This window comes from Arthrobacter sp. TJ-58 (genome assembly GCF_058269295.1).
Window position 1 is genome coordinate 1 of sequence record NZ_JBZCNM010000009.1, and the last position, 19,364, is coordinate 19,364.

19 protein-coding genes are annotated in these 19,364 nt (G+C 64.1%); 10 read left to right on the forward strand and 9 right to left on the reverse strand.

Going from position 1 to position 19,364, the window contains the following annotated elements; translation table 11 throughout:
• Positions 1 to 126: 126 nt before the first annotated feature.
• Genes AC4D2W_RS16785 through AC4D2W_RS16795 form a run of 3 tightly spaced genes read right to left on the reverse strand, consistent with a single transcriptional unit; the run spans position 127 to position 3,378 of the window.
• Positions 127 to 2,526 carry an ATP-binding cassette domain-containing protein gene (locus AC4D2W_RS16785; RefSeq protein WP_490928055.1) on the reverse strand — a complete coding sequence of 800 codons (2,400 nt, stop codon included), beginning with the start codon at positions 2,524 to 2,526 and terminating at the stop codon, positions 127 to 129.
• A gap of 43 nt (positions 2,527 to 2,569) precedes the next feature.
• On the reverse strand, positions 2,570 to 2,941 hold the full coding sequence (locus AC4D2W_RS16790; protein WP_490928056.1) for a VOC family protein: 372 nt from the start codon (positions 2,939 to 2,941) through the stop codon (positions 2,570 to 2,572).
• Positions 2,942 to 2,967: 26 nt separating this feature from the next.
• The gene (locus tag AC4D2W_RS16795) at positions 2,968 to 3,378 is read right to left on the reverse strand and encodes a VOC family protein (RefSeq protein ID WP_490928057.1); all 411 of its coding nucleotides are present in this window, start codon (positions 3,376 to 3,378) and stop codon (positions 2,968 to 2,970) included.
• A 267-nt stretch (positions 3,379 to 3,645) separates the two neighbouring features.
• Here AC4D2W_RS16795 and AC4D2W_RS16800 point away from each other — a divergent pair, with 267 nt between their 5' ends.
• Positions 3,646 to 4,125 (forward strand): nucleoside deaminase, encoded by a 480-nt coding sequence (locus AC4D2W_RS16800; RefSeq protein ID WP_490928059.1) that lies wholly within the window; start codon positions 3,646 to 3,648, stop codon positions 4,123 to 4,125.
• Positions 4,126 to 4,132: 7 nt separating this feature from the next.
• Here AC4D2W_RS16800 and AC4D2W_RS16805 read toward each other — a convergent pair whose 3' ends face one another.
• Positions 4,133 to 4,669 (reverse strand): GNAT family N-acetyltransferase, encoded by a 537-nt coding sequence (locus AC4D2W_RS16805; protein WP_490928060.1) that lies wholly within the window; start codon positions 4,667 to 4,669, stop codon positions 4,133 to 4,135.
• A 137-nt stretch (positions 4,670 to 4,806) separates the two neighbouring features.
• Here AC4D2W_RS16805 and rlmN point away from each other — a divergent pair, with 137 nt between their 5' ends.
• A complete protein-coding gene (gene rlmN / locus AC4D2W_RS16810) occupies positions 4,807 to 6,060 on the forward strand; it encodes a dual-specificity RNA methyltransferase RlmN (protein ID WP_400930448.1) in 1,254 nt (417 codons plus the stop codon).
• 13 nt (positions 6,061 to 6,073) lie between these two features.
• Here the strand turns inward: rlmN and AC4D2W_RS16815 are convergent, their stop codons facing one another.
• The gene (locus AC4D2W_RS16815) at positions 6,074 to 6,487 is read right to left on the reverse strand and encodes a VOC family protein (protein WP_490928061.1); all 414 of its coding nucleotides are present in this window, start codon (positions 6,485 to 6,487) and stop codon (positions 6,074 to 6,076) included.
• A 92-nt stretch (positions 6,488 to 6,579) separates the two neighbouring features.
• A complete protein-coding gene (gene purB, locus AC4D2W_RS16820; RefSeq protein WP_490928062.1) occupies positions 6,580 to 8,001 on the reverse strand; it encodes an adenylosuccinate lyase in 1,422 nt (473 codons plus the stop codon).
• A gap of 90 nt (positions 8,002 to 8,091) precedes the next feature.
• Here purB and AC4D2W_RS16825 point away from each other — a divergent pair, with 90 nt between their 5' ends.
• Together AC4D2W_RS16825 and AC4D2W_RS16830 are read left to right on the forward strand one after the other, a co-directional pair.
• On the forward strand, positions 8,092 to 8,526 hold the full coding sequence (locus AC4D2W_RS16825; protein ID WP_490928064.1) for a hypothetical protein: 435 nt from the start codon (positions 8,092 to 8,094) through the stop codon (positions 8,524 to 8,526).
• 162 nt (positions 8,527 to 8,688) lie between these two features.
• Positions 8,689 to 9,888, forward strand: coding sequence for a hypothetical protein (locus tag AC4D2W_RS16830; protein WP_490928065.1), 1,200 nt, complete (start codon positions 8,689 to 8,691; stop codon positions 9,886 to 9,888).
• Here the strand turns inward: AC4D2W_RS16830 and AC4D2W_RS16835 are convergent.
• Complete coding sequence (locus tag AC4D2W_RS16835) at positions 9,865 to 10,263, reverse strand: phage holin family protein (protein ID WP_490928066.1); 399 nt, start codon at positions 10,261 to 10,263, stop codon at positions 9,865 to 9,867. The genes AC4D2W_RS16830 and AC4D2W_RS16835 overlap by 24 nt on opposite strands.
• A gap of 83 nt (positions 10,264 to 10,346) precedes the next feature.
• On the opposite strand from AC4D2W_RS16835, the gene AC4D2W_RS16840 reads away from it, so the two are divergent.
• From AC4D2W_RS16840 to AC4D2W_RS16860, 5 genes are all read left to right on the forward strand, one after another.
• Positions 10,347 to 11,486, forward strand: a complete 1,140-nt coding sequence (locus AC4D2W_RS16840; protein ID WP_490928067.1) for a histidinol-phosphate transaminase — start codon at positions 10,347 to 10,349, stop codon at positions 11,484 to 11,486.
• Between the two features lie 142 nt (positions 11,487 to 11,628).
• The gene (gene pdhA / locus AC4D2W_RS16845; RefSeq protein ID WP_490928068.1) at positions 11,629 to 12,849 is read left to right on the forward strand and encodes a pyruvate dehydrogenase (acetyl-transferring) E1 component subunit alpha; all 1,221 of its coding nucleotides are present in this window, start codon (positions 11,629 to 11,631) and stop codon (positions 12,847 to 12,849) included.
• The gene (locus AC4D2W_RS16850; RefSeq protein WP_490928070.1) at positions 12,846 to 13,820 is read left to right on the forward strand and encodes an alpha-ketoacid dehydrogenase subunit beta; all 975 of its coding nucleotides are present in this window, start codon (positions 12,846 to 12,848) and stop codon (positions 13,818 to 13,820) included. Before pdhA ends, AC4D2W_RS16850 begins: the two co-directional genes overlap by 4 nt.
• Before the next feature lie 63 nt (positions 13,821 to 13,883).
• Entirely contained in the window at positions 13,884 to 15,293 is a 1,410-nt protein-coding gene (locus tag AC4D2W_RS16855; protein ID WP_490928071.1) for a dihydrolipoamide acetyltransferase family protein, read from the forward strand.
• 69 nt (positions 15,294 to 15,362) lie between these two features.
• A complete protein-coding gene (locus AC4D2W_RS16860; protein WP_490928072.1) occupies positions 15,363 to 15,572 on the forward strand; it encodes a hypothetical protein in 210 nt (69 codons plus the stop codon).
• Positions 15,573 to 15,584: 12 nt separating this feature from the next.
• On the opposite strand, the gene AC4D2W_RS16865 is transcribed toward AC4D2W_RS16860, so the two are convergent.
• Together AC4D2W_RS16865 and AC4D2W_RS16870 are read right to left on the reverse strand one after the other, a co-directional pair.
• Entirely contained in the window at positions 15,585 to 16,877 is a 1,293-nt protein-coding gene (locus tag AC4D2W_RS16865) for an aminotransferase-like domain-containing protein (RefSeq protein WP_490928073.1), read from the reverse strand.
• Positions 16,878 to 16,924: 47 nt separating this feature from the next.
• Positions 16,925 to 17,881, reverse strand: a complete 957-nt coding sequence (locus AC4D2W_RS16870; RefSeq protein ID WP_490928154.1) for a helix-turn-helix transcriptional regulator — start codon at positions 17,879 to 17,881, stop codon at positions 16,925 to 16,927.
• Positions 17,882 to 18,380: 499 nt separating this feature from the next.
• On the opposite strand from AC4D2W_RS16870, the gene AC4D2W_RS16875 reads away from it, so the two are divergent.
• A complete protein-coding gene (locus tag AC4D2W_RS16875; RefSeq protein WP_490928075.1) occupies positions 18,381 to 19,337 on the forward strand; it encodes a lantibiotic dehydratase C-terminal domain-containing protein in 957 nt (318 codons plus the stop codon).
• The last annotated feature ends 27 nt before the right edge of the window (positions 19,338 to 19,364 follow it).

The window sequence follows — 19,364 nt, forward strand, 5'->3', positions numbered from 1 at the left end:
TTAGCGTGGGTCACGAGGGTCTCCGTTGGCCGATACGAGTGTGGTAACCCATATCGAACCGGAGACCCTCGCCTATTTAACTCTTGCCACGCCGTTCACAACCACCGTAAGAGTTACAGCTAGCCCTCAGGCGCCGACATAGGCGGCCAGATGCCGGCCGGTCAGTGTGGACCTGCCGGCCGCGAGGTCCGCGGGGGTGCCCTCGAAAACGATCCGGCCGCCGTCGTGCCCGGCCCCCGGACCCAGATCGATGATCCAGTCTGCGTGCGCCATCACGGCTTGGTGGTGCTCAATGACAACCACCGATTTGCCGGAATCGACCAGCCGGTCCAGCAGGCCCAGCAGCTGGTTCACGTCCGCCAGGTGCAGGCCGGTGGTGGGCTCGTCGAGGACGTAGACGGTGCCCTTTTCAGCCATCTGGGCCGCCAGCTTCAGGCGCTGGCGCTCGCCGCCCGAAAGCGTGGTGAGCGGCTGGCCCAGGCGCAGGTAGCCCAGGCCGACGTCCGCAAGCCGGACCAGGACCTTATGCGCCGCCGGCAGGGGAGCTTCCCCGTTGCCGGCGAAGAAGTCCCCGGCCTCGGCCACCGTCATCTCCAGCACCCGGGCAATGCTCCTGCCGCCCAGGGTGTACTCCAGCACGGCCGCCTGGAACCGCTTGCCGCCGCATTCTTCGCAGACGGATTCCACGGTGGCCATCACTCCCAAATCAGTGAAAATTACGCCGGCACCGTTGCAGACCGGGCAGGCGCCCTCGGAATTGGAGCTGAACAGGGCCGGTTTAACACCGTTGGCTTTCGCGAAGGCCTTGCGGATCGGTTCCAGCAGGCCGGTATAGGTAGCCGGGTTGCTCCGCCGGGACCCTTTGATCGCACCCTGGTCAATGACGACGACGCCGTCCCGTCTGGCCACCGATCCCTGCACCAGGGAACTTTTTCCGGAGCCCGCCACCCCTGTCAGGACGCAGAACACGCCGAGGGGAATGTCGACGTCGACGTTTTGGAGGTTGTTATCCGCAGCTCCCCGGACCTCCAGAACGCCGGCAGGGGAGCGCACCGTGTCCTTCAGCCGGGCGCGGTCATCGAGGTGGTTCCCGGTGACGGTTCCGCTGCCGCGCAGGTCCTCGACGGTGCCCTCAAAACAGACCATACCGCCGTCGCTCCCGGCCCCCGGGCCCAGATCGATTACGTGGTCGGCAATGGCAATGGTTTCGGGTTTGTGCTCGACGACGAGCACCGTGTTGCCCTTGTCCCGCAGCTGCAGGAGCAGCCGGTTCATCCGCTCAATGTCGTGCGGGTGCAGGCCCACGGTCGGTTCGTCGAAGACATAGGTGACGTCCGTGAGTGAAGATCCGAGGTGGCGGATCATCTTGGTGCGCTGGGACTCCCCGCCGGACAGGGTGCCCGAGGGCCGGTCGAGGCTGAGGTAGCCCAGGCCGATCTCGGCAAAGGAGTCCAGCAGGTGCTGCAGCCCGGCCAGCAGCGGCGCCACTGACGGTTCGTGAAGGGTGCGGAGCCATTCCGCGAGGTCGGTGATTTGCAGGGCGCATGCCTGGGCAATGTTCTTGCCGTTGATTTTGGAGGAGCGGGCCTCGGCGCTGAGCCGGGTTCCGTCACATTCGGGACAGACGCTGAACGTGATGGCGCGGTCCACAAAGGCGCGGATGTGCGGCTGCATGGCCTCCGGATCCTTGGACAGCATGGACTTGGAGATCTTGGGGATCAGCCCCTCATAGGTCAGGTTGATGCCCTCCACCTTGATCTTGGTGGGCTCCTTGTAAAGCAGGTCATGCAGTTCCCGCTTGCTGAACCTGGCAATCGGCTTGTCCGGGTCGAAGTATCCGGTGCCCCTGTAGATGCGGCCGTACCAGCCGTCCATGCTGTACCCCGGGATGGTGAGCGCGCCCTCGTTCAGGGACTTGCTGCTGTCATAGAGAGCGGTCAGGTCGAAGTCGCTTACTGAACCCATGCCTTCGCAGCGCGGACACATGCCGCCAAGCCGGTTATAGGTGGCCTTCTCCGCCTTGGTCCTGCCGCCGCGTTCCACGGTGATGGCTCCGCTGGCTTTTACCGAGGGGACGTTAAACGAGTAGGCGTTGGGTGAGCCGATCTGAGGCTGGCCCAGCCGGCTGAAGACGATCCGCAGCATGGCATTGGCGTCCGTGGCGGTGCCCACCGTGGAGCGCGGGTTGGCTCCCATCCGTTCCTGGTCCACGATGATGGCCGTGGTGAGACCCTCCAACAGATCCACGTCCGGCCGGGCCAGGTTAGGCATGAACCCCTGCACAAATGCGCTGTAGGTTTCATTGATCAGCCGCTGGGACTCGGCCGCAATGGTGCTGAAAACCAGCGAGCTCTTACCGGAGCCGGAGACGCCGGTAAATGCAGTCAGACGGCGCTTGGGGATCTCAACGCTGATGTCCCGGAGGTTGTTCTCCCGCGCTCCCCGGACCCGGATTACATCTTGGGTGTCCGCCGCGTGCGGGGACCCGCGTCCCGTTTCTGCTGCGGTTCCTGAACTTATGGCCATGGCCGTGCCGTTTCTTCTGATGAGTCAGTGGTTCTGCCTGAGGCTACAGGTTCGCCTCCAATGGTTCGGCGTCCCGGCACAAAAAATCCCAGAGGTGCCCGTCCGGATCCGCAGCCGTTCCCAGATAGACGCCCTTGGCCCGGACCCGGGCGCGGGAAGTCACCGTTCCGCCGTTGGCATGGCAGGCCGCGAGAATCTCATCCACGTCGCTGCGGGTGGGAAAGGCCAGTGCGGTGCGGGTGCCCTGGCCCACGGGCCGGGGCAGAAGGACCAGGACAATAGCGGCGGAGATGTTCAGGGCCGACATGTCAGCAGTGGTGAGCCTTTCATCAAGGGAAAATCCCAGGCCCATGTAAAAGCCGGTGGACCGGTCCAGATCGGCCACCCGGAGATGCGGATAAATGACGGGATACAAACGGTGCCTTCCATGCTCTGCCGGTTCTATTCGGGGATGGACGGATCCATCCACATGAATTCCCAGACGTGTCCGTCCGGGTCTGTGCCCGCCCCGGAATACATGCCCGGCATCTGTTCCCGGGCCGGCTGGAAAACGGCCCCGCCGCTCTTGGTGCAGTTTTCAAGGAAGGCATCCACTTCTTCGCGTGAATCGCAGCTCAGGCAGTTGAGGACTTCCTTGCCGGCAGCCCGCAGATGCGGCCTGTCTCCTTCGGGAAGGAACTTCTGAAAGAAGTCCTGTCTCAGCAGCATGACAACAATGGTGTCGGAAATGACCATCGCGGTAGCGTCTTCATTGCTGAACTCCGGGTTCTCAACAAATCCCAGCCCCCGGTAAAACTGCGTTGATTTGGCCAGATCCATGACGGCGAGGTTCGGAAAAATCATGCGTTCCATCGGGGGTTCCTCCCGGAATCGATCGCACCACTTTGGCTTATCGGCCGGGCGGACACAGCAACCGGAGCGCCCAAGCCTGTCCCTGTACGCTCCCACACGGGCGCCCCTCAGTCCAGAGTTCTCAACCCGGAGCAGCGGCGGGCGGCATCCGATGCAGCAGTGCGTCCGGGTGCTAGCCTTGTTCTGCCGAAGGCGGGCACCTCCGGGTGCTATCTACCTGGCCGAGCCGGCGGCAGCCGCCGGTTATCCGCATCCAAGGAGATACGCATGACCACCACCGACGCCGAATACCTTGACCGTGCCGTTAGCCTGGCCACCGCCAATGTGGCCAAAAGCGGCGGACCGTTTGGCGCCGTCGTCGTCACCCCGGACGGACGGGTGTTTGAGGGCGTGAACCGGGTAACGGCCAACCATGACCCCACGGCGCATGCCGAAGTTACCGCCATCCGTGCTGCCGGAGCGGGCCTGGGAACCCATGACCTCAGCGGTGCTGTCCTGTACAGCAGCTGCGAACCCTGCCCCATGTGCCTCGCCTCGTCCCTGTGGGCACGGCTGGACCGGGTGGTCTTTGCGGCGGACCGGCACGACGCCGCCCGCGCCGGGTTCGACGACGCCGTGTTCTATGAGTACTTCGAGACTCCGGTGGCGGACCGGTCCCTGCAGGTGACGCAGCTGGAGCCGCACGAGGTTGCGGCCACTTCGCCGTTTGACGCCTGGACCGCCACGGAGAGCCGCATCACCTACTGAGCTCCTTTCAGTCCCGGGTCATCCGGTTACGGGCCGCGGCGGCGGGTGAGTCCGGCGGATAGCGGCCAGGGCCAATGGTCTTCGCAAAGCACACCGAGTCCTCCAACTCGGTGTAGGGGCCGAAGTTAGGCACCACCGTGTAGCCGCCGTGCTGGTAGAACCGCCGTCCGTCCGGCTGGGCCGACCCTGCTTCGGCCGTGATGACTGCGTAGCCGGCGGCCCGGGCCCGGTACTCGAGGGCAGTCAGCACGGCGGTGGCCACCCCGGATCCCCGGGCGTACGGCAGGACGTAGATCCGTTTGATTTCAGCAGTCCTGTCATCCAGCTGCCGCAGCCCTCCGCAGCCCAGCGGCTGGCCGGAACTCTTGTCATAGGCGACGAGGAACACGGCGGTATCCTCGGCGGACGGCGGGTCCGGTTCATGGTCAAAGGACCCGAACCGTGCATCCAGTTCCGCCTGCTGGGCAGCGCGCAGATCGGCGCCTACGGGATTGCTCCAGGGCACCTCGCGGATGGTGAGGTGCGGTGGCTGGTCGGCAAGCATGGAGACCTCCTACTGGGGGCGTGCCGGAGCGGGCATTTCCTTCAATCTAGGAGCAGGCGGTTTCAGCGGTGTTTCAGCATCGTGCCAAGTGGGCTAACAGAAAGCGGAGAATGCGGATGCGTGCAAAAATAGAAGGGATGACTTCCCTTGAAACTTCCCCCGCAACCCCGTCCAAGCCGGTTGGCACCTCCAAGGCCCAGCTGCAGGCACGGAAAACGCAGGTTCGGCCCGCCACTGAGGGCTGGGAACAGGCCAAGGAGCCCGACGGCCGTCCTCTGCTTCAGTTCAAGTCGCCGCGTGTTTCCCAGCCTCCGGCCCATCTGGCCGATATGACGCTGCCCGAGCGCCAGGCCAAGCTCAAGGAACTGGGCCTGCCGGCCTTCCGCGCCAAGCAGCTCTCGGTGCACTACTTCCAGCACTACACCACGGACCCCGAAGCCATGAGCGACCTCCCCAAGGAGCGCCGCGATGATTTGGTGAAGGAAATGTTCCCCACGCTGCTGACCGAAGTGAAGCGGCTCACCACGGACAACGGCGACACCATCAAGTTCCTCTGGCGCCTCTTTGACGGTTCGCTGGTTGAGTCCGTGCTGATGCGCTACCCCGGCCGGATCACCCTGTGTGTCTCAAGCCAGTGCGGCTGCGGCATGAACTGCCCGTTCTGCGCCACCGGCCAGGCCGGCCTGACCCGGAACATGTCCACCGCGGAAATCCTGGACCAGATTGTCCAGGCCAACCGGGTGATCAAGGAAGGCGGCCTGGGCGGCAAGCGCCGCGACGGCGGGCACGACGCCGAGCGCGTCACCAACATTGTCTTCATGGGCATGGGCGAGCCGCTGGCCAACTACAAGCGCGTGATGAATGCCGTGCACCGGATGGCCGCCGAGGTTCCCGAGGGCCTGGGCATGAGCGCCCGCAACATCACCGTTTCCACCGTGGGCCTGGTGCCGGCAATCAACAAGCTGGCCGAGGAGAACATCCCGGTCACGTTCGCGCTGAGCCTGCATGCTCCGGATGACGAGCTGCGTGACGAGCTGATCCCGGTCAACAGCCGCTGGAAGGTGGACGAGGCTCTGGACGCCGCGTACAACTACTACCGCGTCACCGGCCGCCGCGTCTCGATCGAGTACGCGCTGATCAAGGACATGAACGATCATCCGTGGCGCGCGGACCTGCTGGCCAAGAAGCTCAACGCCCGGGGCCGCGGCTGGGTGCACGTGAATCCGATTCCGCTGAACCCCACGCCGGGTTCCATCTGGACCTCGCCGGAACCGCACGTGACCCGCGAGTTCATCAACCGCCTGATCGACGCCGGCATCCCCACCACCCTGCGCGACACCCGCGGCAAGGAGATCGACGGCGCCTGCGGCCAGCTGGCTGCTGCGGACTAATCTTGGGTCTGCTTCAGGCGACGAAGATGCAGAACGGGTGCCCGGCCGGGTCGGCGTAGACATATAACGGCTCATCGGAATCATTTGTACGGTCGAAAAGAAGTTCAGCCCCCAGTGCGAGTGCCCTGGAATGCTGGTCTCCGAGTGTCTTACGGTCGGGAACGGTGAGGTCGAGGTGCATCTGCATCGGCACATCAGGCCTGGGCCACGTGGTTCGCCGAAGATGTTTTGCCTGCTGAAAAGCGAGTTTTCGGTTGCCGTGCGCGTCGGTCAGCACCAGCCAGTCGACGTCGCCGGGTGCGCCGTCCGGCGCGGGTTCATCTCCGTGGCGATAGTGCAGCCCGAGCAGCTGGCGGTAGGACTCCGCCAGCCCCCTCACATCGGGCGTGTCCAAAACGGTGTGGAGCAGCTGCGGGAAACCGGTCATGGGCCCACAATAACGGCGCCGGACCGTCAAACGACGACGGCGGGAGGCCGGGTTGGAAAACCCGGCCTCCCGCCGTCGTCGTACGTTTTGGACTATTTGGTGACGTGGTCCACCAGGGAATCGGCAATGCCGATGTACTTGCCCGGAGTGAGGTCCAGCAGGCGGGCCTCGGCCTCGGCGGGCAGCCCCAGGCCGGTAACGAATTCACGCATGCGATCCGCGTCAACCCTGTGTCCGCGGGTCAGTTCCTTCAGGCGCTCATAGGGGTTGTCCATACCGGGAGCACCGGCGATGGCCTCGGCCCGCATGACCATCTGGATGGCTTCGCCGAGCACCTCCCAGTTGGTGTCCAGATCGGCGGCCAGCACGTCGTCGGCGACGTCCAGGCGCTCCAGGCCCTTCACCACGTTGGAAATCGCCAGCACCGAGTGGCCGAAGGCCACGCCGATGTTGCGCTGCGAGGAGGAATCGGTGAGGTCGCGCTGCCAGCGGGAGGTCACCAGAGTGGAGGCCAGGGTGTCCAGCAGACCGTTGGAGATTTCCAGGTTCGCTTCGGCGTTCTCGAAGCGGATTGGGTTGACCTTATGCGGCATCGTGGAGGACCCGGTAGCGCCGGCCACGGGGATCTGCTTGAAATAGCCGATGGAAATGTAGCTCCACACATCGGTGCAGAAGTTGTGCAGGATCCGGTTGAAGCGGGCAATGTCCGCGTACAGCTCGGCCTGCCAGTCATGGGATTCGATCTGGGTGGTCAGCGGGTTCCAGGTCAGGCCGAGGCCTTCCACGAAGCTGCGGGCCACCTGCTCCCAGTCCGCACCAGGCACCGAGGCGTAGTGCGCGGCGTAGGTGCCGGTGGCACCGTTGATCTTGCCCAGGTATTCGGTCTTTTCAATGCGGTGCAGCTGGCGGGTCAGCCGGTGGGCCGTCACCGCCAGTTCCTTGCCCAGTGTGGTGGGGGTGGCAGGCTGCCCGTGCGTGCGCGAAAGCATGGGAACGGAACGCGTTTCCTCCGCCATGGCGGTGATCCGGTCCACCAGGTCGAGGGCTGCGGGGTGCCATACGTTCTCGACGGCACCCTTGACTCCCAGTGCATAGGAGAGGTTATTGATGTCTTCCGAGGTGCAGCCGAAGTGCACCAGGGAGGTCAGGTTCTCGATGCCGATCGCCGGCAGCCGGCGGCCGATGTAGTACTCCACGGCCTTGACGTCATGGACGGTCACCTGCTCAATTTCGGCAAGCTCGGCAATTGAGTTGCCGTCGAAACCGGAGACAATTTCGCGCAGCTGGGCCTGCTGCTCGGCGCTCAGCGGCGAGGTGCCCGGCAGGACGGAATGTGAGGTGAGGTGGATCAGCCACTCCACTTCCACGTGCGTGCGGTCGCGGTTCAGGGCCGCTTCGGACAGGTAGTCCACCAGCGGAGCCGTGACGCCGCGGTACCGGCCATCCAACGGGCCCAGGGCAATGGCGGGGGTAACGGAGGCAAGGGGGACGCGGGGTGCAGCGGATTCAGCCATGCCGCAATTCTTTCATGCTCCGGCGGGAGGGACCGCTCTGTGACTTGCCGGCCCGGGCCCCGTTCCGCTGTGTCCGTTCCCGGCAGGAACATGCTTGTCCTCCACAGAACCTGCGCGGAGCGAAGATCGGGTTGTTTTTCCCCAGCGAAAGCCCGGGTGGCCCGTGGCGCACCGCGGCATGAAAGAACTGAAGCGGCATTCAGCGGACGGGTGTTCCGGCGTCAGGGATGGAGAGAATCGATGGACATGTTTGGGGAGCCGGTGGCCAGTCCGCGTGATATTCAAGCGGCGGAACAGGCTGCCGCCTATGTGGCGGAGGCAGCGGAGAAACTGGCGGGCATGAAACAGGACCTGCCGGCGCTCAGCAGGATGGAGTGGCGTTCTCCGGCGGCCCGGGAATTTGATGAGGTCCTTAGCCGGCACATCAAGAGCCTTGCGGGAACGCTGGAGGATCTGAAGATTTGTGCTGCCGCTGTTTCGGGGCATCTGGAAAAAATCCGCGCCGCAGGAACTGAGACGCACTAGATGCCGTCCCAGTGGTCTGCCGAGGACAATTCAGTGCCGGGGATTCATGTCCGGGGCGGCGCACACGGGTTGACCGTGGAGTACCGGGAACTGGAGTCGGTGGCGGGAACCTTGGATCAGTCTGCCGCTCAGCTGTCATCGCTGCGGACAGGATGCAGGGACATGTACATGCTCCTCTGCACCACCAGTCCCGTGCATCCCTCTGCCCGGGAGGCCGCCGATGCGGCTGATCTTGTTCTGAGAGACCTTTCGCGGAACAAACGGGATGTGGAGGAAGCGGCTGACGATCTCCGCCAGGCTGCCCGGAACTATCTGGAGGCTGAGGGAGGACTGGCAGAGGGGTTGGCCTGGCTGGCGGGCGCGCCGGCGGGTTTGGAAATGTGGCGGCGCGGCGGCAGCGGATTGCCCGACCGGGTAGAGAGCGAACTGATGGTTCCGCCGTTCAACGGCTTTCTCATAGAGAAGGTAATGGAGCAGCTCGCGGGCCGCGGGTTTGGAGAACTTCGCCCCATCAACGTCACCAGGGGTCAGGGCGGGCAGGCGGATATTGAGCTGCGTGGTACGGCACGCGCCCTGCTGGAGCGCTCCAAGGTGCTGTTGGACGGACCGGATCGCGGCGTCGTGGAGATCCTGACCGTGCAAACAGGCACGCGGCGCGTTCGCGTTGTCACTCTGCCCGGTACCCAGGACGCCGGGGATGTTCTTGTGGGACCCAACCCGTTTGATAATTACGGCAACGCTGAGGGCCGTGCCGAGGACAGTCGTTTCATTGCCGACGCCGTGGCGGAATCGCTCCGGCTGGCGGGAGCCTCGGCGGATGACGCGGTGATCCTGGTGGGTTACAGCCAGGGCGGGATTCACGCAGTGAATGTGGGGGCCCGGCTGGGAGAGTCCGGTGAGTTCTCCGTTGAAATGATTGTGACGGCCGGCGCTCCGGCGGGGGACAGGAGCACGCCGGACGGGGTATCGGTCCTGCATTTCGAGAATTACCAGGATTGGGTTCCGGGGACGGACGGAACCATGAATCCTGACACGCCGGACCGGATCACGGTGACGGGTCGGAAGCCTGCGCCGGCTGAAGGCAGCCGGGGCGGCCTCGGACCGGCGCACGACTTGGACTTGTACCTGGAACTGGCCGCTGAAGCTGATGCCAGCCAAGACCCTTCCCTGAGGGAGTCCCTGGGCTCGTTGGCGGAGATCATTCCGCCCGCGTCGATCGCCACGCGTGGCCTCTTCAAGTTCTCGAGGAAACCCAGCCACCCTCCCGGACCTTCTGCGACATCAAGGCCGGCGCCGGCGCCTCGGCCTACACCCTCGCCGTCACCCCAGGCGCATCCGTTACCGCCGGGTGCCGGTCAATGAACCGGCCACCAGAGAGACCAGGCTGATGATGATCGAGGCCAGGACGGCGGTCCAGAAGAAGGAGTCCACACTGAAGTCAACCGGCGTGTAACTGCTCAGCCAGGAGGTCAGCATCAGCATTCCCGCATTGATGATGATGGTGAAAAGGCCAAGGGTCAGGATGGTCAGCGGCAGGGTAAGGAGTTTGACGATCGGCCGGATGAGGGCGTTGACAATGCCGAACAACAAACCAATGAAGAGGAAGGCCAGGACAACATCCACGGTGGGGTTGCCCGTGACGGCGCCTCCCGTTTCGATGACCGTGATGCCGGGAACCAGCCACGCGGCCACATAGAGGGCAAGGGCATTAATGATGATCTGAATCAGGAAGCGCATGGCTCCATGCTGGCACACCGGCAATTCCCGAGTTCGAGTGGCCCAGATCACGAAAGCCCCCGGAGGCTATTAGGGTTAAGTCTATGACCACCACCGAAAAGGACACCCACGCCGCTGACGTCCGGGTACCCGAGATTCTCCCCCGCAATGTGATGTCGAAGCTGCCCCGCTACACCGCGGGTAAGCCGCCGGCCAGCATTGACGGACTGCAGAGTTACAAGCTGTCTTCCAATGAGAACCCGTTTCCGCCGCTTCCTGCCGTGCTCGAAGCCATCAGCAACCGGCAGGACATCAACCGGTACCCGGATCCGCTCTCCACAGCCCTCCGCACTGAACTCGCGTCCTTCCTGGATATTCCTGCGGAGGACATCGTTACCGGAGGCGGCAGCCTGGGTGCGCTAAACCAGCTGCTGTCCACCTTTGCCGGACAGGACGAGCTCGGCATTCCCGACGAGGTAATCTACCCGTGGCGGTCCTTCGAGGCCTATCCCATCAGCGTTGGCCTGTCCGGCGCCGACAGTGTCCAGGTGCCGCTGCGCGCGGATGGAACCCATGACCTGGAGGCCATGGCCGCGGCCATAACCCCCCGGACACGTGTGATCCTGCTGTGCACGCCCAACAACCCCACCGGTCCGGCCCTGACCGCCGTCCAGGTTGAAGATTTCCTGGCAAAGGTGCCCTCGGACGTGATCGTGGTAATCGATGAGGCGTACGAGGATTTTGTCCGGGATCCGGAGGCCGTGAACGGCATCGACATGTACCGCAAGTACTCCAACGTGGTGGTGTTGCGCACGTTTTCCAAGGGCGCGGGACTGGCCGGCCTGCGCGTGGGCTACTCCGTGTCACATCCGCACGTGACCCAGTACCTGCGCGTTGCCGCTGTCCCGTTCGCCGTCTCGCAATTGGCCGAAACGGCCGCCGTGGTGTCCCTGCGCCACCACGGCGAACTTGTGGAAAGAATACAAGGACTCGTGGCTGAACGGACCCGGGTGGTTGAGGGCCTGAAGGCCCTCGGATGGCGGATTCCCGAGGCTCAGGGGAACTTTGTGTGGCTGGAACTGGGGGACAACACCCCCGAGTTTGCGGCGCTGGCGGAGCAGCAGGCCATCGCCGTGCGGGCCTTTGGCTCCGAAGGCGTTCGGGTCACCATCGGGGAGGACGAGGCAAACACCCGATTCCTCGCTTTATGTGCGACTTATACAAAGGGGCCCCTAGTTTCCTAGCGTGTCCTAAGTGCGGACCGGGAGCCGCTGCTCGTTAGGCTGAGTGAAGAACGTTCCACATATATGCCCTGCCGGTGTTCTATTCCCAGTGGGGCATATATCTAGCGCGGTGCAGGTCATCTGGGCCCGGCGAGGAGTAAGTATGGACCTGAAGCATCTGGCTGCCCGGACGGAGGCCGCTGATTCCTTCGGCCTGCCCGGAGCTGACCTCGGCAGCGCCGCGGGCGGAGCCGCCGCCGGCCCTGCCGGGGATGGAGCACGTCCGGAGATGGTGCAGTTGCTCAGCCCCGAGGGAGAACTCCTGAAGGACGATGTGTACAGCCCTTACGCTGCAGACCTCGGCGCAGAGGAGCTCCGCGGACTGTACCGGGATATGTCCACCATCCGCCGCTTTGATCAGGAAGCCACGGCTTTGCAGCGCCAGGGCGAACTGGTGATGTGGGTCCCCATGACAGGCCAGGAAGGTGCACAGATCGGTTCCGGCCGTGCCCTGCAGGCCCAGGACTACGTCTTCCCCACGTACCGGGAACACGGTGTGGCGATGACCCGCGGGCTGGAGCTGTCCTCGCTTCTGCGCCGCTTCCGCGGCGTTTCCCACGGCGGCTGGGATCCCAAGGAGGCTAATTTCCACCTGTACACGCTGGTCCTGGCCGCCCAGGTTCCCCACGCCGTCGGTTATGCGATGGGCATGGCGCGTGACCGGAAGATGGAGCCGCAGCTCCCGGAAGCAGCCACGGTTGCCTATTTCGGCGACGGCGCCAGTTCCGAGGGTGATGTCCACGAGGCAATGGTCTTTGCAGCTTCCTATGACGCGCCCGTGGTTTTCTTCTGCCAGAACAACCACTGGGCCATCTCGGTGCCCACCGAGGTGCAGTCCCGGATCCCGCTGGCCAACCGTGCCAAGGGCTACGGCTTCCCCGGCGTCCGGGTGGACGGCAATGATGTTGTTGCCGTCCGGGCAGTAACCAAATGGGCACTCGAACACGCGCGCTCGGGCAAGGGGCCGGTGCTGATCGAGGCCTTCACCTACCGCATGAGTGCCCACACCACCGCTGATGACCCCACAAAGTATCGGCTGAGCGCCGACGAAGAGGCCTGGGTTTCCCGTGACCCGCTGACCCGCCTGGAGAAGCACCTGCGAAGCGCGGGCCTTGCCGATGACTCCTTCTTTGAATCGGTGGCCAAGGACGGCCAGGTCATGGCCGACAAGCTTCGGGAGGACGTGCTGGCCATGTCATCGCCCGGATTCACTGATGCGTTCACTGACGTTTACGCCGAGGCACATCCGCTGATCCAGGAAGAACTGGACTTCCACCGCCGCTATGAAGCCGGCTTCGCCGATTCCCAGGAGCCCACCGCATGAGCACCATGACCATGGCCAAGGCCATCAACGCCGGCCTGCGGGCTGGACTGGCCGAAAACCCCAAGTCCCTGCTGATGGGCGAAGATATCGGAGACCTCGGCGGCGTCTACCGCGTGACCGAGGGGCTCAAGGCAGAGTTCGGGGCGGACCGGGTGATGGATACCCCGCTGGCGGAGTCCGGCATTATCGGTACGGCCATCGGCCTGGCGCTGCGCGGCTACCGGCCGGTGTGCGAAATCCAGTTTGACGGTTTTGTGTTCCCCGGGTTTAACCAGATCACCACCCAGCTGGCCAAGATGCATTCCCGCAGCGAAGGTACCCTGACCGCCCCGGTGATCATCCGGATTCCCTACGGCGGCGGAATTGGTTCCATTGAGCACCATTCGGAATCGCCGGAAGCGTTGTTCGCTCACACCGCCGGGCTGCGGATCCTCACGCCGTCCAATCCCCAGGACGCATATTGGATGATCCAGCAGGCGATGACCGGCATGGATCCCGTCATCGTCTTTGAGCCCAAGCGCCGCTACTGGCTCAAGGGTGATGTTGATACGCGGAAGCCGTCCGGGGATCCCTACGCGGCACATGTGCTCCGTGAGGGCACTGATGCCACCATCGTCACCTACGGGCCGCTGGTGCCGGTCGCACTGGCCGCGGCCAAAGCGGCGGAGGAGGACGGGCGCAGCATTGAAGTGGTGGACCTGCGTTCCATCTCGCCCATCGATTTTGACACCGTCACCGATTCGGTCCGGAAGACCGGCCGCCTGATCGTGACCCATGAAGCACCCACGTTCGGCGGCATCGGCGGTGAAATCGCGGCCCGGGTCACTGAACGCGCCTTCCTGTCTTTGGAGGCGCCGGTGATCCGCGTCGGCGGGTTCCACATGCCGTATCCGGTGGCAAAGGTCGAAGAGCACTACCTGCCGGATATTGACAAACTGATGGACGCCCTGGACCGGTCCTTCGCCTACTGAACGGCACCGAAGGTCCCGTCCCACGTCCGCAGCACACCATGCGTCCACAAAGATTGAGAAGCCATGACTGAGAGAACTTTCCACCTTCCCGACGTGGGAGAAGGCCTGACAGAGGCTGACATTGTCCAGTGGAAGGTCAAAGCCGGAGACACGGTGGAGATCAATGATGTCATCGTCGAAATTGAGACGGCGAAATCGCTGGTGGAACTGCCGTCGCCCTACGCAGGCACCGTCTCCGCGCTCCTCGTGGAGGAGGGCCAGACCGTGGACGTCGGGTCGCCGATCATTACGGTTGCGGCTGGTTCCCCGGCGCAGGAAACCGGCCAGCAGCCCGGAGCTCCCATGACGCCCGCGCCCGTTCCGGCGGCAGCGGGCGACGACGAACAGCCCAGCGCTTCCCTTACCGGTACCGGGCCCAAGGCCGACGCCGTGAAGCGGCGTCCCCGGACCAACCGCCCGCCCGCCGGACCGGACGCGGCTCCGACGGAACCAGCAGCAACACCCGCGCCTGCCGCTCCGCAAGCTGTGACACGCCCTGCTGTGACACCGCAGGCTGCGGGGGCGGTCGTGCAGGACGCGCTCACCCGGCTCGTCCAGCGCGTCCTGGCCAAGCCGCCGGTGCGCAAGGCTGCCAAGGACCTCGGCATCAATCTGGCGGACGTTCCGGCCACCGGAGCGAGCGGCGAGGTGACCAAGCAGGATCTGCTCACCTACTCCGCGCAGCGTACCTCCGCGCAGGACGCCAGCGACACCAACCGATCAGCGCCCCAAACGCACACCGATCAGCGGATCGAGCGGATCCCGGTCAAGGGCGTACGCCGGGCCACTGCCAAGGCAATGGTCGAGAGCGCATTTACCGCCCCCCACGCCAGTATCTTCGTGGATGTGGACGCCTCCCGGACCATGGAATTCGTCAAGCGGCTGAAGGCATCCCGGGATTTCGAGGGCATTAAAGTCTCACCGCTGCTGATCGTGGCCAAGGCCGTAATCTGGGCCGCCGCACGCAATCCGTCAGTGAACGCGTCCTGGGCCGGCGACGAGATCCTGGTCAAGCACTTCATGAACCTCGGCATTGCCGCTGCCACGCCCCGCGGCCTGATGGTTCCGAATATTAAGGACGCCCAGGACCTCTCCCTGAAGGAGCTGGCGGTCGCCCTGAACTCCCTGGCAACCACCGCACGGGAAGGGAAGACCCCGCCGGAGAACATGCGGGGCGGAACCCTTACGATCACGAACATCGGAGCGCTGGGAATTGATGCCGGAACGCCGATTATCAACCCCGGAGAGGTTGCGATCGTGGCCTTTGGAACCATCAAGCAGAAGCCCTGGGTCGTGGACGGCGAAGTAGTCCCGCGCTGGGTAACCACCCTGGGCGGATCCTTTGACCACCGGGTGGTGGACGGGGACCTTTCCGCGAGGTTCATCGCAGACGTCGCTTCAATCCTTGAGGAACCGGCACTGCTGCTCGATTAGCCTGCTGCGGACCGTTTCCGGGCTGCCGGTGCTGCTTAGGCCCCGGCAGTCCGGATACGATCGGAAATTATGACTAATCCTCGCGGGCCCCAGGGCCGGGGCGGCCGTCCGTCCATTGACCTTAAGCGCACACTCATCCTGCTCGTGGCGGCGTTTGTTGTGTCCAGCCTGCTGATCGTACTTTTCCCGGGGCTGGGGACTTTCTGGCGGCTGCTGATTATCCTGGGCCTGTTCCTCGTGGTTTTTCCGTTCCTTGAACGGCGCAGAAGAAACCGGTAACCCGCGGAACCGTTACCCCGCAGCTTGCTCCACTGCACGGCGCAGGACAGGAGCGAGGCGTCGCACGCCTTCGGCAATGTCCGCTTCCGACACTGCGCTGAAGGCCAGGCGGAGCTTGTTGGAGGGTTCGTCCGACGGTGAAAAGGCGGCTCCCGGAATGAAGACGACGCCCGCCTCGATGGCCTCCTGGAGCAGGGGATAGGTGTCGACGCCGCCGGGCAGGCTCAGCCAGACGAAGAAGCCGCCGTCGGGCACCGTCCACGTGACGCCGTCGGGCCGCTCCGTGGCCAGAGCTGCGAGCATGGCAGTGCAGCGCGAGGCGTACAGCACCCGCGAATCCCTGATGTGCTGCATCCAGTCGTAGTCCCGCAGGTAGGCGGAAACCAGCATCTGGGTCAGCGGGGACGGGCAGAGCACCACAGCCTCGCAGGCCAGGTAAAAGCGGCGGTGCAGGTGCCGGGGGACCAGTGCCCATCCGACGCGGACCCCGGGGGCGAAAATCTTGGAGAAAGATCCCAGGTACAGCACATCGTGCGGATTTCCGGCCCGCAGCGGAGTGAGCGGCTGCCCGTCAAAGCGCAGCATCCCGTACGGGTTGTCTTCCAGGATGAGGATGTTCGCCGCGGCACAGATTTCCACAATGCGCGGGCGCCGGTGTGCGGCCAGGGTCACTCCGCTGGGATTGTTGAAGCTCGGGATCGTGTAGAGCATTTTGATGGTCTTTCCCTGCTCCCGCAGCGAGGTGATTCGTTCCTCCAGGGCCTCGGGAATGAGTCCTTCGCTGTCCACCGGCAGGGCCTGCATGTCCACTTCATAGGCCTCGAACGCGTTGAGAGCCCCCACGTAGGTGGGATCTTCGCACAGCACCACATCTCCGGGGTTGCAGAAAACCTTGGCCGCTACGTCCTGTGCGGACTGGGAGCCGGTGGTGATGACGATGTCCGCGGGATCGGCGTCGTGGATGCCCTCCGCCGCCATGACCTCGCAGGCCTGGACACGAAGCTCCTCCATGCCCTGACCTGCGCCGTACTGCAGGGATTCCAGCCCCCGATCCGCAACGATGCGCCGGACCGATTCACCCAGGTCCTCCAGGGGAAGGGACCGGAGATAGGGGCTTCCGCCGGCGAGGGAGATCAGTCCGGGGCGGATGGAAATGTCGAAGACGTCTCGGACGGCCGACTGCTTGATGTGGAAGGCCCGGTCGGAGAACAGGGCATCATGGCGGTGGGCCGAGGCAACTGCCCGGTCCAATGCCGTCTGGGTCTCGGCGGTCAGGACTGTGACGGCCGTCTCCTCGAAAGTCATCCCCACATCCTAGCCCCCAAGGTTCACCTGGGGACAACATTCGTTGCCTAAATCCACCCTGCCCGGTGGGCTTTCACGCCGGCCTGGAAACGGCTTCCGGCTCCGAGATCCTCCAGCATCTTCGCGATATGCCGACGGCACGTCCGTACGCTGATGCCCATCCGGCGGGCAATCACCTCATCCGGGTGTCCTGAGGCGAGAGCACGAAGAATTGATCGCTGGGTGCTGTTGAGCTGGCCCGGCGCCGGATCCTTAGTCAGGAACGGTTCGCCCAGTTCCCAGGCGAATTCAAACATGTAGACAAACATCTGCACGATGTCAGGATCGCGGACAACCAGACCAGCGCGGTCCCGGCTGTCCTTCGCGCGCGGAACAACGGCAACCTTGTGGTCGAAAATGACTGCCCGCAAAGGGATGTGCGGCAGGGTGCGGAACTCCCCGCCGGCCGCCGTGACAATTTCGATGGCCTTCCGGGTGGGCATGTGGTCGCGGAGGCTCGAGTGATAGAGGGTGCGGCGTTCAATTCCCTGTTGGAGCAGGTCTACATCCTTCTGGATGCTCTCCTCCTGAGTATCAGCTGTGGCGCCCTGCCCGGGGCGGGCCATGAGCACGCTCTCGGACGCCGAGCGGGCATACTCGATCAGGATGCGCAGCACCTGATCCGGATTTTCCAGAACTTCCACCGAGGCGTCGGTGGACACTTGGCGGCTTGCTTCGGCAAAAATCGGCACCAGGCCCGCGAGTTCGCGGCGCTTGGCTGCGATGCGCGAACGCAGGTCCAAGAGGGCCCGTTCGTCAGGGTCCACCAATTCAGCCAGGGCGACGTCGGGGGAGACTGCGGTGTAACTGTGCTGGTTTTCGTTGGCCTGCACCAAGAGGCACCGGTCGACCAGCTCCCGGATGGCACCCTGGATGGAGCGCGTGGTAAGGCCCAGCGCCTCAGAGGCCTCCTCGATCGTCCAGCCCGGGGAGCTGACCGCGTACCGGTAGACGGCCTGGGACACATCATCCAAGATATCCGCTCCTATTCATCAAATTGGGGACCAGCCTACCCACGGGGCGGGTCTATTTCCGGGCGGCGGACCGCCGGCAGCCAAGAGGTTTCCCAGCCGGCGGAAATAACGGACATGGCCGCTTAATGCCACTATGCCGGACGGACGCTCCGGAGGCCACCAATTGCCGATACTCGGCATCGCCCTGCGGTTTTCCCGGCGGCGTTTCTGATTGACCCGTGAAGTGCAAGAGTCGATTGGGTCATGACAGCAACCGGGCATTTCAAAGGGTAGACGGGGTATTGCTGCGCGGGGGAAGCTTTCGGAGTCAATCAACCGCACAGGCTGGGACTCAGCCGCAGGTACAGGAGGGGAATGAAAATGACCAAAGTTTGGGACTGGCTCTAGCAAACTCCCCTCGGGGGGAAATCAACCAACAGTTGTATCCGTAGGAAAAAGTTAGTCCCGCCAGCGGCGGTAGCCAAGCACAACCCCGGAAGGGATGCACGCCATGACTCAGCTGACTGCAGTTCGAAACGCCTCGCGAACTCGCTCAACCGCGCAGTGGTGGACGCTCTCCTTCTACACCGGGGGCTTCGATGTAGCGGACGGCATCATTGGAGAACTGGTTACCCCGCTGGCGGCCCAAGCTCAGGCCCAAGGCGTCCAGCGGTGGTATTACACCAGGTGCATGGAGCCGGCCAACGCACACGTCCGGCTCCGGATCCTCGGAGAGCCCGGAACTATTGAGCGGCTGCAGTGCCTTTTGGCGGCGCTGCGCGAACAGGCATCAGGTGTGATCGGCCACCTGGAGATGACCCAGCAGTTCAGTGAACCTGCGGCGGACCGGATGGGTCCCGGGGGTGCCGAGGTGCAGAATCCGCGGCTCGAGGCCGATCTGGCCAAGTACGGCGGCTTCGAAGGCCTCACACTGGCTGAAGAAATTTTTGAACTTTCATCGGAGCTGGGTGCGTGGGCTACGGCCCGCTTCCCCAAGGTCCAGAACAGATGGGCCTTTGGATCCCTGCTTCTTTTTGATTCGGCGCGCAGCATGATGAAGGGGCCGCGCTCGGCCAGCTGGCCGGACCGCCGGCGCGTTTCCTGGGACTATTACTGGGACAGCCATCTGCGCAGCTGCACCGCGGGTTTCGGTCCGCGTGCCGCCAGCGTGCGGCAGGCAATGACCGTTCAGGTTGCCGCCAAGGTTGCCCCCACGCATCGGTTGATGGCCGCCACGGCCGCAGAAAACGCCGTCGAGAACTGGCGCCGCCGGTGGTTCAGGACTATCGACAGCTACCTCTACCGTGCAGATAAAGCCCGTCTCAGCCGCAGCGCCCAGCACCTGACGGTGTATCAGGCACACATGCTGCTCAACAGGATTGGACTCTCCCTCCGGGAAGAAGCCGCGCTCGGTCTCTATGCACGGAGCTGGAGCACGGAACGTGAAGCTACTTTGCTGGCCAGGTAGCAAGCCCACCGCAAAACGTAAGCCCAT